At 75.0% G+C, this 16,101-nt stretch carries 13 protein-coding genes; 8 read left to right on the forward strand and 5 right to left on the reverse strand.

The features are described from left to right. Positions 1–146: 146 nt before the first annotated feature. Positions 147–1,679, reverse strand: coding sequence for an ATP-dependent DNA ligase (locus AB0O29_RS22720; RefSeq protein ID WP_365154064.1), 1,533 nt, complete (start codon positions 1,677–1,679; stop codon positions 147–149). A 165-nt stretch (positions 1,680–1,844) separates the two neighbouring features. On the opposite strand from AB0O29_RS22720, the gene AB0O29_RS22725 reads away from it, so the two are divergent. Both AB0O29_RS22725 and AB0O29_RS22730 read left to right on the forward strand, forming a co-directional pair. After that, positions 1,845–4,571: an alpha/beta fold hydrolase gene (locus tag AB0O29_RS22725; RefSeq protein ID WP_365154066.1), complete on the forward strand. Its 2,727-nt coding sequence runs from the start codon at positions 1,845–1,847 to the stop codon at positions 4,569–4,571. Further along, on the forward strand, positions 4,568–5,449 hold the full coding sequence (locus tag AB0O29_RS22730; RefSeq protein ID WP_365154068.1) for an ABC transporter permease: 882 nt from the start codon (positions 4,568–4,570) through the stop codon (positions 5,447–5,449). Before AB0O29_RS22725 ends, AB0O29_RS22730 begins: the two co-directional genes overlap by 4 nt. 77 nt (positions 5,450–5,526) lie before the next feature. On the opposite strand, the gene AB0O29_RS22735 is transcribed toward AB0O29_RS22730, so the two are convergent. Beyond that, positions 5,527–6,477, reverse strand: coding sequence for an aldo/keto reductase (locus AB0O29_RS22735; protein ID WP_365154070.1), 951 nt, complete (start codon positions 6,475–6,477; stop codon positions 5,527–5,529). 168 nt (positions 6,478–6,645) lie between these two features. Continuing rightward, entirely contained in the window at positions 6,646–7,821 is a 1,176-nt protein-coding gene (locus tag AB0O29_RS22740; protein WP_365154072.1) for a UDP-N-acetylglucosamine--N-acetylmuramyl-(pentapeptide) pyrophosphoryl-undecaprenol N-acetylglucosamine transferase, read from the reverse strand. Positions 7,822–8,268: 447 nt separating this feature from the next. On the opposite strand from AB0O29_RS22740, the gene AB0O29_RS22745 reads away from it, so the two are divergent. From AB0O29_RS22745 to AB0O29_RS22755, 3 genes are all read left to right on the forward strand, one after another. Beyond that, on the forward strand, positions 8,269–8,727 hold the full coding sequence (locus AB0O29_RS22745; protein WP_365154074.1) for a hypothetical protein: 459 nt from the start codon (positions 8,269–8,271) through the stop codon (positions 8,725–8,727). A 61-nt stretch (positions 8,728–8,788) separates the two neighbouring features. After that, the gene (locus AB0O29_RS22750; RefSeq protein ID WP_365154076.1) at positions 8,789–9,478 is read left to right on the forward strand and encodes a class I SAM-dependent methyltransferase; all 690 of its coding nucleotides are present in this window, start codon (positions 8,789–8,791) and stop codon (positions 9,476–9,478) included. A gap of 317 nt (positions 9,479–9,795) precedes the next feature. Further along, positions 9,796–10,791 (forward strand): hydroxyacid dehydrogenase, encoded by a 996-nt coding sequence (locus AB0O29_RS22755; protein WP_365154078.1) that lies wholly within the window; start codon positions 9,796–9,798, stop codon positions 10,789–10,791. On the opposite strand, the gene AB0O29_RS22760 is transcribed toward AB0O29_RS22755, so the two are convergent. Continuing rightward, the gene (locus AB0O29_RS22760; protein ID WP_365154079.1) at positions 10,779–11,579 is read right to left on the reverse strand and encodes a sugar phosphate isomerase/epimerase family protein; all 801 of its coding nucleotides are present in this window, start codon (positions 11,577–11,579) and stop codon (positions 10,779–10,781) included. The genes AB0O29_RS22755 and AB0O29_RS22760 overlap by 13 nt on opposite strands. After that, positions 11,576–12,652 carry a LacI family DNA-binding transcriptional regulator gene (locus AB0O29_RS22765; protein ID WP_365154080.1) on the reverse strand — a complete coding sequence of 359 codons (1,077 nt, stop codon included), beginning with the start codon at positions 12,650–12,652 and terminating at the stop codon, positions 11,576–11,578. Before AB0O29_RS22765 ends, AB0O29_RS22760 begins: the two co-directional genes overlap by 4 nt. A gap of 212 nt (positions 12,653–12,864) precedes the next feature. Here AB0O29_RS22765 and AB0O29_RS22770 point away from each other — a divergent pair, with 212 nt between their 5' ends. Genes AB0O29_RS22770 through AB0O29_RS22780 form a run of 3 tightly spaced genes read left to right on the forward strand, consistent with a single transcriptional unit; the run spans position 12,865 to position 16,009 of the window. Then, a complete protein-coding gene (locus AB0O29_RS22770; protein ID WP_365154082.1) occupies positions 12,865–14,016 on the forward strand; it encodes a Gfo/Idh/MocA family oxidoreductase in 1,152 nt (383 codons plus the stop codon). 5 nt (positions 14,017–14,021) lie between these two features. Next, positions 14,022–15,173, forward strand: coding sequence for a DUF993 family protein (locus tag AB0O29_RS22775; protein ID WP_365154113.1), 1,152 nt, complete (start codon positions 14,022–14,024; stop codon positions 15,171–15,173). Next, a complete protein-coding gene (locus AB0O29_RS22780; protein WP_365154084.1) occupies positions 15,170–16,009 on the forward strand; it encodes a sugar phosphate isomerase/epimerase family protein in 840 nt (279 codons plus the stop codon). Before AB0O29_RS22775 ends, AB0O29_RS22780 begins: the two co-directional genes overlap by 4 nt. The last annotated feature ends 92 nt before the right edge of the window (positions 16,010–16,101 follow it).

Raw genomic sequence — 16,101 nt, forward strand, 5'->3', positions numbered from 1 at the left:
CGTCAACGGCAACACCCGAGTCGCGGCCCTGCGTGAACTCGGTGTTCCGAGTGTCCGGGACGGGTGGTCATGTCCCGATTGAGCCAGAAACTTGCCCCACTGGCAATCTTCCTTGCCTCTGAGGCAAATTCGCCGGGCGGCGGAGTTCAGCCGCCGTGCTGCCCCAGCACCGTCTCCACGGTGTCGGCCTCCTCCGGCCCCTTGTCCGGGCGGTGCCGCAGGACGCGCGCGAAGCGCAGGGCCACCCCGGCCGGGTAGCGCGGGGAGCGCTGGAGGCCGTCGTAGGCGATCTCCACGACCAGCTCCGGCCTGACCCGTACCGTGAACCCGTCGTCCTCGACCGCGAGCCCGCCCAGCCGCCCGGTCTGCCAGCGGAGCATCTCGTCGGTGAGCCCCTTGAAGGTCTTGCCGAGCATGGCGAAGCCGCCGTCGGCGGCCCGGGCTCCCAGGTGCAGGTTGGACAGCAGTCCGGTGCGGCGGCCGTGTCCCCATTCGGCCGCCAGCACCACCAGGTCGAGGGTGCGCACCGGTTTCACCTTCAGCCACTGCTTGCCGCGCCGCCCCGCCGCGTACGGGGAGTCGAGCCCCTTGACCATGACCCCCTCGTGCCCCCGGCGCAGGGCCTCCGCCCGGAACGCCTCGGCCGCGTCCGCCTGCGCGGCCGGGTCCTCCACCACCAGCCGGCGGACCCGGGCGGTCTCGGGGACGAGTCCGGCCAGGGCGGCGTACCGTTCGCGGACCGGCAGGTCCAGCAGGGCGCGGTCGCCGAGGGCCAGCAGGTCGAAGAAGTACGCGGTGACGGGCAGGGCGCGGCGGGCCGCGGCCACGTCCAGCCGGGAGCCCACCCGGCCCGCGATCTCCTGGAAGGGCACCGGCCGCCCGGCGGCGTCCTGCCCGATGACCTCCCCGTCGAGGATGAACCGCTCCGCCGGAAGGCTCCGGGCCAGCTCGGCGACCTCCGGCAGCCGGCCGGTGATCTCGTCCAGGGAGCGGGTGTAGACGTGTACGTCCGCGCCCTCGCGGTGCACCTGGACCCGGATCCCGTCGAGCTTCTCCTCCACCGCGCAGGGCCCGAGGGCGCGCAGCGCGTCCTCCAGGGAACGTGCGGTACCGGCCAGCATCGGCTGCACGGGCCGCCCGACCCGCAGGGCCACCCCGCCCAGTGCTCCGGCCCCGTCGGCCAGCACCGCGGCGGCCACCCGGGGCAGCGAGCCGTCCAGCATCACCGCCCGGCGCAGCGCGGCCGCCGGCACCCCGGCCGCGGCCGCCACCCCCTCCAGGGCCACCGCGTCCAGCGCGCCCTGGCGGACCTCCCCGGAGAGCAGGCTGCGCAGGAACCGCTGTTCGGCCCCGGTGGCGGCGCCCAGCAGGGCGGCCACGATCCGGCGCCGCTCGGCCTGCGCGCCCGGCCCGGAGACGGCGGCCAGCTCGGCGACCGCCGCGTCGACGGCCCGTACGGTCAGGGCGGGCTCCGCCGCGGGCTCGGCGTCCTGGGCGAGGGTGCGCCAGCCGACGCCCGGGCGGCCCTGCGGGAGCCGGCCGGACAGGTAGGCGATGACCAGGCCCGCCTCGTCGGGCGGCGCGGCGGCGAAGAGCTCCGCGAGCAGGGCGGTCTTCCGCGACCGGGCGGAGGTCTCGGCGACCTCCCGGGACACGCGCGCGACCTCGGCCAGCAGCATGCGGTCCATCCTGCCGCCGCCCGGGCCGCCCCGCAGCACGGGCGGCCGGACGGCCCCGCCTACCGCGGGCGCGGTACGCGGGGCCGCGCGGGTACTCCTGGAGAAGGGGCGGGGCTCCCCCTGAGGGAGCTCGGGGAAGGCGATCACGGGCTTTAGGGTTCCCCTATGAAGCTCCGACTGCCCCGGCGGCCCCGGGACCGCCTGCTCGCCGGCGCCGCCGCCCTCGCGGTCCTCGCGGGCGCCGGCACCTGGACGGCCTCGGCCGCCTCCGGGGACGAGCCGGCCGTGCACCGCGTGGACCAGGTCCTGCGGATGCCCGCCACCGGCACCGGCGACTCCGCCGATCCCGGCGCCGGGATCGACACCTCCTTCTTCACCGCCGGGAACGGCTCCGGGCGCCGGCCGGCCGTCCTCCTCGGCCACGGTTTCGGCGGCAGCAAGGACGACGTCCGCGCGCAGGCCGAACGCCTGGCCCGCGACGGGTACGCCGTCATGACCTGGTCGGCGCGCGGCTTCGGCCGCTCGGGCGGGAAGATCGGGCTGAACGACCCCGAGCACGAGGGCAAGGACGTCTCCGCGCTCATCGACTGGCTGGCCCGCCGCCCCGAGGTACGGCTCGACGCGCCCGGCGATCCGCGCGTGGGCGTGGCCGGCGCCTCCTACGGCGGGGCGGCGGCGCTGCTGGCCGCCGGGTACGACCGGCGGGTGGACGCGATCGCCCCGCAGATCACGTACTGGAACCTCGCGGACGCCCTCTTCCCGCAGGGCGTGTTCAAGAAGCTCTGGGCCGGGATCTTCTTCACCGGCGGCGCGGCCGACGGCCTCGGGCAGTCGGGCCGCCCGGCCGGCGCGGCGGGCCCTCCGGCGGACCCGGGCTGCGGACGGTTCGCGCCTCAGCTGTGCGCCATGTACGAGCGGGTCGCGGTGGCGGGGAAGCCCGACGCCGAGGCGCGCGAACTGCTGGAGCGGCGCAGCCCGTCGGCGGTCGGCGACCGGATCAAGGTGCCGGCGCTGATCGTGCAGGGGCAGGACGACTCCCTCTTCCCGCTCGACCAGGCCGACGCCATGGCGAAGGCCATCGCCGCGAACGGCGCCCCGGTCGCCGTGGACTGGGCGGTCGGCGGACACGACGGCGGCATGCGCGAGTCCGGCCGGGTCGAGACCCGGGTGCGGGCCTGGTTCGACCGCTACCTCAAGGGCGACGAGGGCGTGGACACCGGTCCGGCCTTCCGGATCTCGCGCACCGGCGGCATCGATTCCACCGACGGGCGGATCATGGTGCGCGGCGCGAGCGGCGACCGCTACCCGGGCCTGCTGTCGGATCCGCGCCCGTTCGCCCTGGCCGGGCGGGAGCAGACCTTCGTCAACCCGGCCGGCGGCGCCCCGCCCGCGCTGTCGGCGCTGCCGGGGATCGGCGGGCAGCTCGCCGCCCTCGGGACCGGGTTCTCCCTGGACTTCCCCGGGCAGAACGCCCGCTTCGACTCGGAGCCGCTGGCCTCGGAGGTACGCCTCACCGGGACCCCGACCGTCACCCTCGACCTGAGGTCGACGGCCGCGGACGGCTCGGCCGTGCTGTTCGGCAAGCTGTACGACGTGGGGCCCGACGGGCGGCAGCAGGTGCTGCCGAGCCAGCTCGTGGCCCCGGCACGCGTGGCGGACGCCGGGCAGGGCCGGAGCGTGGAGCTGCGGCTCCCGGCCGTGGACCACTCCTTCCAGGCCGGGCACCGGCTGCGGCTCGTGGTCGCGGCCACCGACCTCGGCTACGCCTCGCCGGCCGAGCCGGCCTCGTACACCGTCGCGGTGCGCTCGCCGCTGCGGGTGCCCGTGGCCGACGGGGTGCGCACCGCCACCGCCGGGCTGCCCGGCTGGATCTGGTGGCTGCCGCTCGGCGCGCTGGCACTGGCCGCCGCACTGCTCGGCATCCGCCGCCCGGGCGGCCGGCGCACCGCCGCCGCGCCGCCGGATCCCGCGCGGGGCGGCGTACCGCTCGACATCAGCGGGCTGACGAAGCGCTACGCGAAGTCCCAGGACCGGTACGCCGTGCGGGACCTGTCCTTCCGGGTGGAGCGCGGCCAGGTGCTGGGCCTGCTCGGACCCAACGGGGCCGGGAAGACCACGACCCTGCGGATGCTGATGGGGCTGATCACGCCGGACGCCGGCGAGATCCGGGTGTTCGGCCACCCGATCCGGCCCGGCGCCCCGGTGCTGTCGCGGGTCGGGGCGTTCGTCGAGGGCGCCGGGTTCCTGCCGCACCTGAGCGGACGGGCCAATCTGGAGCTGTACTGGGAGGCCACCGGCCGCCCCGCCGAGGACGCGCACCTGGCGGAGGCCCTGGAGATCGCCGGGCTCGGCGACGCGCTGGAGCGCGCCGTGCGCACGTACTCCCAGGGCATGCGCCAGCGCCTCGCCATCGCCCAGGCCATGCTGGGCCTGCCGGACCTGCTGATCCTCGACGAGCCGACGAACGGTCTGGACCCGCCGCAGATCCGCGAGATGCGCGACGTGATGATCCGCTACGCCGCCGCCGGGCGGACGGTCATCGTCTCCAGCCACCTGCTGTCGGAGGTGGAGCAGTCCTGCACGCACCTGGTGGTCATGGACCGCGGGCGGCTGGTGCAGGCCGGTCCGGTCGCCGAGATCACCGGCGGCGGGGACACCCTGCTGGTGGCGCTGGACGGGCCGGTGGACGAGGCGGCCGTGGGGAAGGTGGCCGCGCTGGAGGGCGTCGCCTCCGTGGTCCCCGCCGACGAGGGGCTCCTCGTACGGCTCGACGGCGCGACGCCCGCCGCGCTGATCGCCGAACTGGTGCGACTGGAGCTGCCGGTGTCGGCGGTGGGGCCGCACCGGCGGCTCGAGGACGCCTTCCTGACCCTGATCGGAGGTGCGGCATGAGTGCCGTACGTGCCCCGGCGCCCGCCGGGGAGACCGCCCCCGGCTACCGGCCGGGGCGGACCCTGCCGCTGCGCGTGGAGGCGCTGCGGCAGTGGCGCAGGCGGCGGACGCTGGTGATGGGCGGGGTGCTGGCCGCCCTGCCGTTCGTCATGATCATCGCGTTCGCGGTGGGCGGGGCGGACGACGGGCGGGGCGGGAACGGCGGCCGGGTCAGCTTCATCGACACCGCGACGGCCTCCGGCGCGAACTTCGCCGCGACCTGCCTGTTCGTGTCGGCCGGCTTCCTGCTGGTGGTGCCGGTGGCCCTGTTCTGCGGGGACACCGTCGCCTCGGAGGCGAGCTGGTCCTCGCTGCGCTACCTGCTGGCCTCGCCGGTGCCCCGGGCCCGGCTGCTGTGGAGCAAGCTGGTGGTCGCGCTCGGGTTCAGCCTGGCGGCGATCGTGCTGCTGCCGGTGGTGGCGCTGGCTGCGGGCACGGCCGCCTACGGCTGGGGTCCGCTGAAGCTGCCCGCGGGCGGGGCGCTGCCGGCCGCGGAGACGGTGCCCAGGCTGGCGCTGGCGGTGGCCTTCGTGTTCGTGTCTCAGCTGGTGACGGCCGGGCTGGCGTTCTGGCTGTCGACGCGGACGGACGCGCCGCTGGGCGCGGTCGGCGGGGCCGTCGGGCTGACGATCGTGGGGAACGTGCTGGACGCGGTGACGGCGCTCGGCTCGTGGCGCGAGTTCCTGCCCGCGCACTGGCAGTTCGCCTGGGCGGACGCCCTTCAGCCGCAGCTGGAATGGGGCGGCATGGCCAAGGGGGCGGTGGTGTCGGTGTCGTACGCGCTGGTGCTGTTCGCCCTCGCGTTCCGCGGCTTCGCCCGCAAGGACATCGTGTCCTGAGGTCCGGACAGGACGGCGGCCGAGGGCCCTCCCGGGTGTTCCGGGAGGGCCCTCGGCCGTCTGGCGCCGGGGCTGCGTCAGACCGCGTGGGCCTGGGCGACCGCGTCGATCTCGGCGAGCAGCCCGGAGTCCAGCGGGCGGGCGCCGGCGGCCGCGTTGGCGCGTACCTGCTCGGGGGAGGTGGCGCCGGCGATGACCGACGCGCAGCCGGGCTGGGCGGAGAGCCAGCCGATGGCGAGTTCCAGCACGGTGCGTTCGTGCTTCTCCGCGATGGCGGCCAGGGCCTCCACGGTGTCGAGGCGCTCCTCCGTGAGGTAGGCGTCGCGGCCTTCGAGGCGGGAGCCGGCCGGGACGGGGGCGCCCCGGCGGATCTTGCCGGTGAGCAGGCCGTTGGCGAGCGGGAAGTACGGCAGGACGCCGAGCCCGTAGTGGCGGGCGGCGGGCACCAGCTCGCGCTCGGCGGACCGCTCCAGCAGCGACCATTCGTTCTGCGCCGACACGAAGGGCACCGCGCCGGACTCGCGGGCGGTGTGGGCGGCTTCGGCGAGCTGCCAGCCGCTCAGGTTGGAGTGGCCGAGGTAGCGGACCTTGCCCTCCGCGACGAGCTCGCCGAGCGCGGCGAGGGTCTCGGCGACCGGGGTGGCGGGGTCGGGGCTGTGCAGCTGGAGGAGGTCGATGTGGTCGGTCTCCAGGCGGCGCAGGGACTCCTCGACGGCGCGCCGGATGTAGCCGCGGCCGCCGCGGGAGCCGGCGGCGGGGCCGTAACCCATGTCCACGCCCGCGTAGCCGAACTTGGTGGCGAGGACCACCTGGTCGCGGCGGCCCTTGAGGACCTGCCCGAGGAGGCGCTCGGAGCCGCCCCGGTCGCCGTAGATGTCGGCGGTGTCGAGGAGGGTGATCCCCGAGTCGAGGGCGGCGTCGACGACGGCACGGGTGGCCTGGAGGTCGAGGCGGCCCCCGAAGTTGTTGCAGCCGAGGCCTACCGCGGAGACCAGGAGACCTGAACTGCCCAGGGGGAGATAGCGCATGAGGGAACGTCCTCCACACTCATCGGTACATGATCGACAAGCCGCCAGTCTAGGCATACCGTCCGGTCGGGCGACACGGGTTCCGGTCCCCGGGGCGTGAACACCGTGTGTCGACGCGGAAGGCGCCGCCGGCGGGATGCCGGCGGCGCCTTCCGCGCATGCTTCGGATCAGCCGTTGGCGGCGGCCAGCAGCACGTCCACGAGCCGCTCGGCGGCGTCCGGCCGCCCGTACGCCCGGGCCGCCTCGGCCATCCGCGCCCGCCGGTGGGGGTCGGTGAGGAGCGGGCCGACCGCCTCCGCGAGACCGTGCGCTGTGACCTCGCCGAGGAGGGCGACGGCGGCGCCCGCGTCCGCGAGGTACTGGGCGTTGTGCGCCTGCTCGTTGCCGGCCGAGGTGGCCAGCGGGACGAACACCGCGGGCTTGCCCAGCGCGGTGAGCTCGGCCAGGGTGCCCGCCCCGGAACGGGAGATCACGATGTCGGCGAGGGCGAGCACGTCGGGCAGCTCCGGTCCGACGAAGCCGGTCACGTGGTAGCGGCCCGCGAGGACGGGGTCCAGCCCGGAGGCGGCGAAGCGGAGCTCGTCGACGTTGGCCGGGCCGCACTGGTGGATCACGTTCGCGTGGCTCAGCAGCCACGGGAGCACCTCGCGCACCACGCCGTTGATCTGCTGGGCGCCCTGCGCGCCACCGGTGACGTAGACCGTCGGCAGGCGGCGGTCGAAGCCGACGAGGTTCAGCGCGTGCACGGCCTTGTCGGGGTGCCCGGACAGTACCTCGGGGCGGACCGGGTTGCCGGTGACGACGGCGCGCTCGCGCACCTCGGCGGGGAGCAGCGGCAGCGAGGACTCCGAGGAGACGGCGATGCGCGTCGCGGACCCGGCGAGCTTGCGGTTGGCGAGGCCGAGGCGGACGGTCTGCTCGTGCAGCACGAGCGGCCGCTTGCAGAGCCGCGCCGCCAGTCCCGCCGGGACGGCCACGTACCCGCCGGTGGCGAGGACGACGTCGGGCTCGAACTCGGAGACGATCGTCCGCGCCTGGGCCACGCCGAGCGGCACGCGGGCCATGTCCTTCATGTTCGCGGCCGACAGCATCTTCAGCGGGTTCGCGGAGCGGCGGATCTTGCCGGTCGCGACGGTCTTGAACGCGATCCCCTCGGCCGGCGCGACGCGCGCCTCCAGGCCGTCGGCGGTCCCGATCCACAGCACGTCGAGCGTGCCGCCGGCGGCCGCGAGCCGCCGCTGCAGGGTACGGATCGCGGTCAGGGCGGGGTAGGTGTGACCACCGGTCCCCCCACCCGTGACGAGCAGCCGGAAGGAACGCGGAAGCGCGGAAGAAAGGTTCACCCGGCCCACCCTACTGTCCTGCGGGGAACATCTCCCTCCGGGGCCGCCCGGCGACGAACCCGCACCCCGGCCAGGCCCGACGGCGCGAGCCGGTCTGGGGGCCGGCCGGTCCGGACCGCCGTGAAGATCGGCGCCGGGACGGGAAGGCGACCCGCGCGCTCGTCGGGCGGGAGAGCGCCGCCACCCCGACGGATCCCGACCCGCCCATGCCCGCCGAGCCGCGCACTCGGGAGGAGCCTTCCACCGGATCGCCCGGGCCCTGCCGCCGACGGTCGCCGCCACCACGGACGTCACCGCCCCCTCCCCTCTCGCCCGCCGCCGCCAGTCCGCCCCTTCCGGACCAGCCCGGCCCCGCGACGCCCAGCACTCCCGCGCCCCGCCAACACACCGACTGCGGAAGGGAGGAGACCGCGCCCACAACCGGCCGCCATGGGTGATGATCACGGAATGAAGCCCCCTCATCTCCCGACGACCGAGTCGGCCGTCCGCGCGATACGCGAGATCGCGGAGGAATTCCGCCTGACGATGACCGTCAGCGACGACATCGGCGCGGACCAGACCTCACGCCGCACGACCGCCGACATCGGCACGACCGTCGACCCCGACGGCTCCCTCCCGCACGAGGCGTTCGTCGACCTGGAGGGCACGCCCACGGTCAGCGTCCGCCTCTTCCCCGATGACGACGCGAAGATCACGGTGGACCACGTCGAGTTCGAGGACGTCCCGCGCGACTCGGTCCCCGCCTTCCTCCGCTCGGTCTACGGCGGCCTCGCCCACACCAAGGGCCGCTTCTTCCCTCCCGGCCTCTGGCTGATCGTCCCCCTGCCCGGCGACACGACCTACAAGGAACGCGCCAACGCCCTCCACCCCACCCCCTGGCTCGTGCGCATCTCCCGCGACAAGTAGCCGGGCCGGACGGGAGACCTACGCTGGACGCGTGACGGAGGCGCGTAGGGAGGCTCACGCCATGGCGGACGCGGACCCGGAGGCGGAGGCGGATCCCGGGCGGGAGCTCGGCTCGGTCCAGCGCGAGCACTGGGAACGGACCTACGGAGAACACCCCGGTATGTACGGGGAGGACCCCTCGGAGCCCGCCGTGCACGCCGCCGGGGTCTTCCGGGCCGCCGGGGCGCGCGAGGTGCTGGAGCTGGGCGCCGGGCACGGGCGCGACGCCCTGTACCTCGCCCGCGCCGGCTTCGACGTGCTGGCCGCCGACTTCAGCCCGGCCGGCCTGGAGCAGCTGCGCCGGGACGCCGAGGCCCGAGGGGTGGGCGGGCGGATCACAACGGCCGTCCACGACGTCCGCACGCCGCTGCCCCTCGGGGACGCCTCCGTGGACGGCGTGTTCGCGCACATGCTGCTCTGCATGGCGCTGTCCACGCGGGAGATCCACCGGCTGGTCGGCGAGGTCCGCCGGGTGCTGAGGCCGGGCGGCAGCTTCGTCTACACCGTCCGGCACACCGGAGACGCGCACTACCGGGCCGGCACCGGCCACGGGGACGACGTCTGGGAGCACGGCGGCTTCGCCGTCCACTTCTTCCCGCGCGCCCTGGTCGACGCCCTCGCCGAGGGATGGACACTCCGGGAGGTCCACCCCTTCGAGGAGGGCGGCCTGCCCCGCCGGCTGTGGCGCGTCACCCAGACCACACCGGAGTGACCCGCGACGGCACCCGGACCTGCCGAGCACGGTCCACAGCCGGCCGAATCCACACCAAAACCGGGCCGCCGAGTGAACCACAGGCGCCCACACACGTGTCGCCACCCCTACCCACCCACACTCTGTGACCATCTCCCTGCCCCTCCCACTCCCACCCTCGACTCGCCACCGGATCCCCACCACCCACATACACACCACAGGCCCGCTTCACGGCCCTCGACCCCCGGCGGCCCCCGCCGCCGCCCCCGGCTCCCGCCGCAGGAGGCGCCCGCGTGACCAGCCCCGCTCCCTCCTCCCGGCCCGTCACGCTTCTCGCCATGAGCCAGGACACCCGGGCGGCCGTCCTCCGCGGTCGCGCCCTGGCCGAGCTCGTCCGGGTCGCCGACGTGGACCCCGGGCTGCTGCTCACCGACTTCGCCCGGCCGGACCAGGAACTCGGCGCCCGGCTCGACCGCGTCGAGGTGCTGTTCACCGGGTGGGGCTGTCCCACCCTGGACGCGGACGCCCTGCGCCGGATGCCTCGGCTGCGTGCCGTCGTGCACGCGGCGGGAAGCGTCAAGCAGCACGTGACGGCGGCCTGCTGGGAGCGCGGCCTGCTTGTCTCCAGCGCGGCCGCCGCGAACGCCCTCCCCGTCGCCGAGTACACGCTGGCCGCGATCCTGTTCGCCAACAAGCGGGTTCTGGAGTCCGCCCACGCCTACCGCCGCGTCCGCGGCCCGCTCGCCCCACTCCACCCGTTCGGCGGCGGTCCGTCCGTCGGCAACTACCGGCGCACCGTCGGCGTGGTCGGTGCCTCCCTGGTCGGCCGGCGGGTGCTGGAGCTGCTGCGGCCCTTCGACCTGAGGGTCCTCGTCTATGACCCCTACGCCGACCCGGCCGAACTCGTCTCCCTCGGCGGCGAGGCCTGCGGCCTGGACGAACTGCTCGGCCGCAGCCATGTCGTGAGCCTCCACGCCCCCGAACTCCCGGAGACCCGTGGCCTGCTGAACGCCTCCCGGCTGGCCCTGATGCCGGACGGCGCCACACTGGTCAACACGGCCCGGGGTGCCCTCGTCGACACGGCGGCCCTGACGCGCGAGCTGGTCACCGGGCGGCTGTACGCCGTTCTGGACCACACCGAGCCACAGGTGCTGCCCGCCGACTCCCCCCTGTACGACCTGCCGAACGTCCTGCTCACCCCCCATGTGGCGGGTTCGCTGGGCGGCGAGCTGGAACGGCTGGCGGTCACGGCGGTCGAGGAGCTGGAGCGCTACGCGCGGGGTGCCGGCTTCCGGTACCCGGTGGACCCGGGCCGCCTGGCCTACTCGGCCTGATCGCCATGGACCACCAGCCCCTCCAGGTGCGCGCGGCCCCGGGCGAGCTGCGGCCCGGCCAGCTCGGCCGCCCCGGGGTACCAGCGTCTCTCGTACTCCCAGCACAGCCAGCCGTCGGCCGGTGTCCCGGCCACCGCCCCGCCGAGCGGCAGCACACCCGCGCCGAGCGGGACAGGGGTGAGGTCGTCGGCCGAGGCCACGTCCTTGACCTGGAGGTAGCCAAGGTGCGGGCCCAGTCTGCGTCTCGACTCGTCCGGCCGCTCACCGCCGAGCCAGGTGTGCAGTACGTCCCACAGTGCGCCCGCCGCCGGATGGCCGACCGCGTCGAGCACACGCGCGGCGTCGGCTCCCGTGCGGTGCGAGTCGTGGGTCTCCAGCAGGATCCGGACCCCGTTCCGCTCCGCGTAGGGAGCCGCTTCCCGCAGCCGGCGTACGGCGTTGGCGTCGGCCATCGGGCCGGGCAGACCCTCCCCGCCGGGGAAGACCCGTACGTACGGGGCCTCGAGGTCGGCAGCGAGCCGGACGAGGGCCCGCAGCTCTGCGAGGACCGGCCCGTCGTCGCCGGGCGCGGCGACCTTGGCGTAGCCGGCGACCCCGAGGACGCCCACGCCGGATCGGTTGAGGGTGCGCAGCCCGGCCGTCCGGTCCCCCGGCGGGCTCTGCGGATGCAGCGGCTCCTCTGGGTGGGCGCGCAGTTCGAGTCCTTCGTAGCCCTGGGCGGCGGCCAGCCCGGCGCTCCGGGCGAGGGGGGTTCCCGGCAGGCCGAGGGTCGAGAAGGCGTACCTCACGGTGTCCTCCCGGGGGCCGGTGGCGGGGCGGTGGAGCCGCGCACCATGAGTTCGGTGGGCAGGGTGGTGATTCCGCCCGGGGGCAGGGGCCGTCGGCCGGTCACCAGCTGGGCGGCGAGCGTGCCCGCCTCCCGCAGGGGTACCCGGACGGTGGTGAGGGCGGGGGCCGTGTCCTGGCTGAAGGGCAGATCGTCGAAGCCCGCGACCGAGACGTCCTCGGGTATGCGCAGGCCCGCCTCGCGCAGCGCGGCGACGGCTCCCGCGGCCGCCGCGTCACCGGCCGTGGCGACGGCCGTGAACGGCTCACCCCTGCGCAGCAGTTCGCGGGTGGCGTCATAGCCGGCGGAGCGATCGGACCCGGCGTGCACGGTGAGCGCGGCGCTGGCTTCGGGCAGTGCCGGGTCGTGCCTGCGCAGGGCCTCCCGGTGTCCGGCGAGGCGCTCGCGGGTGCTGCTGCGGTCCGGTGGGCCGGCGACGTAGGCGATGCGCCGGTGGCCGAGTGCCAGGAGGTGTTCGGCGAGCCGGAAGGCACCTCCCTTCTCGTCGAACACGACGGTGGCGACGGGCAGGGCGGGCGACACCGGCAGCGGGGGGCGACCGCACAGCACGACCCGGGCTCCGGAGGCGGCCATGCGGGCGATCCGGGTGGCGAGCGCCTCGGTCTGCTGCGGATCCTCGGCGGCGGCGCCGGTGAGGACGACGCCTCCGGCGCGCTGGCCTTCGAGCAGGGCGAGGCAGGCGTTCTCGGTGGCGGGGACGCCCCGGGTATTGCAGACGACCGACAGTCGGCGCGCCTCACCCTCTCCGGCGGGGTCGAGGGCGTGCTGAAGGGCGCCGGTGAGGATGCCGAAGTATCCGTCGGCGATGTCGTGCACGAGGATTCCGACGAGGTCGGAGGTGGCGGCCGCGAGTGCGCGGGCGGGGGCGTTGGCGATGTAGCCGAGTTCCTCGACGGCCCGCTCCACGCGGGTCCGGGTGCCCCCGGCCACCGGATAGCCGCCGTTCAGTACGCGCGAGACCGTGGCGGGCGACACCCCCGCCCGCGCCGCGACCTCCGCGAGAGTCACTGCCATGTCCGTCCCCTCCCCCTGTGGCGGCCCTCGCTACGAGCGACCGCCGTCCGATGTGGTGCGTCGATGGCTTCATGATGCCCCAGAAAGAAAGCGCTTTCTATCACCCGAATGGGTAATTGCTGCACCTTCGATCCGCGACCTAGCCTGAATGGCAGAAAGCGCTTTCTATCGCTTTCCACAGACACGACCGACGGAACCGGAGGAGAGTCGCCATGGAGCGCAGGACGATCAAGATCGCGATGAACGGCGTGACCGGCCGGATGGGATACCGCCAGCATCTGGTCCGGTCCCTCCTCGCACTGCGCGAGCAGGGCGGCCTGGACCTGGGCGACGGCACGGTTCTGTGGCCGGAACCGGTGCTGGTAGGGCGCCGTGAGGCGGCCCTGCGGACCATCGCCGAGCGGCACGGCCTGGAACACGTCAGCACCGACCTGGCGGCCGTGCTGGCCGACCCGGAGGTGGAGGTCTATTTCGACGCTCAGGTGACCAGCGCCCGGGAGGCGGCCCTGCGCCGGGCGGTGGCGGCCGGGAAACACGTCTACTGCGAGAAGCCGACCGCGCTCGGCTTCGCCTCCGCACTGGAGCTGGCCCGGCTGGCGGCGGCCTCCGGGGTCAAGCACGGCGTGGTGCAGGACAAGCTGTTCCTGCCGGGCCTGCTGAAGCTGAGGCGGCTGATCGAGGACGGCTTCTTCGGCGAGATCCTCTCCGTCCGGGGGGAATTCGGCTACTGGGTCTTCGAAGGGGACCGGCAGCCGGCCCAGCGCCCCTCCTGGAACTACCGGGCCCAGGACGGGGGCGGCATCGTCGCCGACATGTTCCCGCACTGGGACTACCTGCTGCACGAGCTGTTCGGCCGGGTCCGCACAGTGCAGGCACTGACCCGTACGCACATCGGCCGCCGGTGGGACGAGGACGGCGAGCCCTACGAGGCCACCGCGGACGACGCCGCCTACGGGATCTTCGAGCTGGAGGGCGGCGCCGTGGCCCAGATCAACTCCTCCTGGACGACCCGGGTGCACCGCGACGAACTGGTGGAGTTCCAAGTCGACGGCACCCGCGGTTCAGCCGTCGCCGGGCTCCGCGACTGCCGGATCCAGCATCGTGCGACCACACCGAGACCGGTGTGGGATCCGGACGTGCCGTCCGCGCAGCCCTTCCGCGCGCAATGGCGGAAGGTCCCGGACGACGGCCCGGTGGACAACGGGTTCAAGGCCCAGTGGGAGCTGTTCCTGCGCCACGTCGTGCGGGACGCGCCTTGGCGGTGGGACCTGCTCGCCGGAGCGCGGGGCGTTCAGCTCGCCGATCTCGGACTGCGGTCCTGCGCGGAGGGGCGGCGCCTGACCGTGCCGGAGGTGGCCCTGTGAACGGGATCCTGCTGCCCACGCCCGAAGGAGGGCTCCGCCCCCACCGGCCGACGGCCACTCCGCTCGCACCGTTCTCGTCCGCCCCGGCCCGCAGCCGCACCTTCTACGCAGCCGCCCATGTGGCCGCGTCCCCGCCCGCCGGGCAGGACCGGGACGGCCCGGTCATCGACTGGGAGGCCACGCTGGGCTCGCGGCACCGGCTGTGGGCGCTGGGCCTCGGCGTCGCGGAGGCCATGGACACCGCCCAGCGCGGAATGGGTCTGGGCTGGCCGGGCGCGGCGGAACTGATCCGCCGCTCGACGGCCGAGGCACGGGCGGTCGGCGGCCGGATCGTCTGCGGAGCGGGAACCGATCAGCTCCCTCCCGGCCGGGTGCATCCGCTCGCGGCGGTCACCGCCGCGTACGAGGAGCAGCTCGCGCACATCGAGGACTGCGGGGCGGGGGCCGTCCTGCTGGCCTCCCGCTCCCTGGCAGCGGCGGCCCGCGGCCCCGAGGACTACCTGGAGGTGTACGGGGCGCTGCTGAGCCGAAGTGCCCGGCCGGTGGTGCTGCACTGGCTGGGCCCGGTCTTCGATCCCGAGCTCGCGGGATACTGGGGGCATGACGACCTCGGAGAGGCCGCCGAACTCCTCCTGAAGATCGTCGACGAGTGCCCGGGGAAGGTGGACGGCGTCAAGGTCTCGCTGCTGGAGCCGGAGCGGGAGAAGGAGCTCAGACGCCGGCTCCCGGCGGGCGTGCGGTGCTACACCGGGGACGACCACCACTATCCGGAACTGATCGCCGGGGACGGGGAACTGGCCAGCGACGCTCTGCTGGGGATCTTCGGGCCGATCGCCCCCCTCGCGGCGCGGGCGGCGCTGGCCCTCGACCGGGAGGATCCCGGCGGGTTCCGGGCACTGCTGGATCCCACGGTCGCGCTGTCGCGGCACCTGTTCGCCCCGCCGACCCCGCTCTACAAGACGGGGGTGGCGCTGCTGGCCTGGCTGGCGGGACATCAGGAGCACTTCACGATGCTGGCCGGGCTGGAGTCGGCCCGCTCGCTCCCGCATCTGGCGCGGGCCTACGAACTGGCCGACCTGCTGGGCCTGTTCCCCGACCCTGAACTCGCCGCGGGCCGGATGCGCCGGCTCCTCTCGGAGCAGGGGGTGGAGCCGTGAGCGGGGTGGCGGCGCCGGCCCGGTTCAGCCTGAACCAGGAGACGGTGCGGCAGTGGTCGGTGCCCGAGCTGGTGGCCGGGTGCGGTGTGGCCGGGGTGGCGGCGGTGGGGTTGTGGCGGGACCCGGTGCGCGGGTTCGGGGTGCGGGAGACTGCGCGGCTGGTGGCCGCCGCCGGGCTGCGGGTCAGCTCGCTGTGCCGGGGCGGGTTCTTCACCGCCGCCGATCCGGCCGGCCGGGCGGCCGCGCTGGAGGACAACCGGCGGGCCGTGGAGGAGGCGGCCGAACTGGGCGCGGAGGTGCTGGTCCTGGTCTCGGGCGGGCTGCCGGAGGGCGAGCGGGACCTGGCGGAGGCGCGGAGGCGGATCGCCGGGTTCCTGGGTGATCTGGTTCCGTGGGCCGCCGGGCACGGGGTACGGCTGGGGATCGAGCCGCTGCATCCGATGTTCGCGGCGGACCGGTGCGTGGTCTCCACCCTGGGGCAGGCCCTGGACATCGCGGAGCAGTTCCCGGCGGACCGGGTCGGGGTGGTGGCCGACTCCTACCACCTGTGGTGGGACGAGCGGCTGGCCGGCGATATGGACCGGGCCGGTGCGGGCGGGCGGATCGTCTCGGTGCAGGTGGCCGACTGGGTGACCCCGCTCCCCGAGGGCGTCCTGCTGGGCCGCGGGCAGCTCGGGGACGGGTGTGTCGATCTGCGGTCCTTCCGGGAGCTGGCCGACCGGGCCGGGTACCGGGGCGCGGTGGAGGTCGAGATCTTCCATCCGGGTCTGTGGGCGCGGGACGGTCACGAGGTGCTGCGGGAGGTGATCGCCCGCTATCGGGAGCACGTCGAATGAACAGGCGGTCCGCCCCAGGCCGGCCGGCGGGCCCCGGGGCCGGGCGGCAGGCCTGGGGACCGGGCGGCGGGCCTTGGGGCCGGGCGGCGGGG

The organism is Streptomyces sp. NPDC089915 (assembly GCF_040684675.1).
GTDB lineage: Bacteria > Actinomycetota > Actinomycetes > Streptomycetales > Streptomycetaceae > Streptomyces.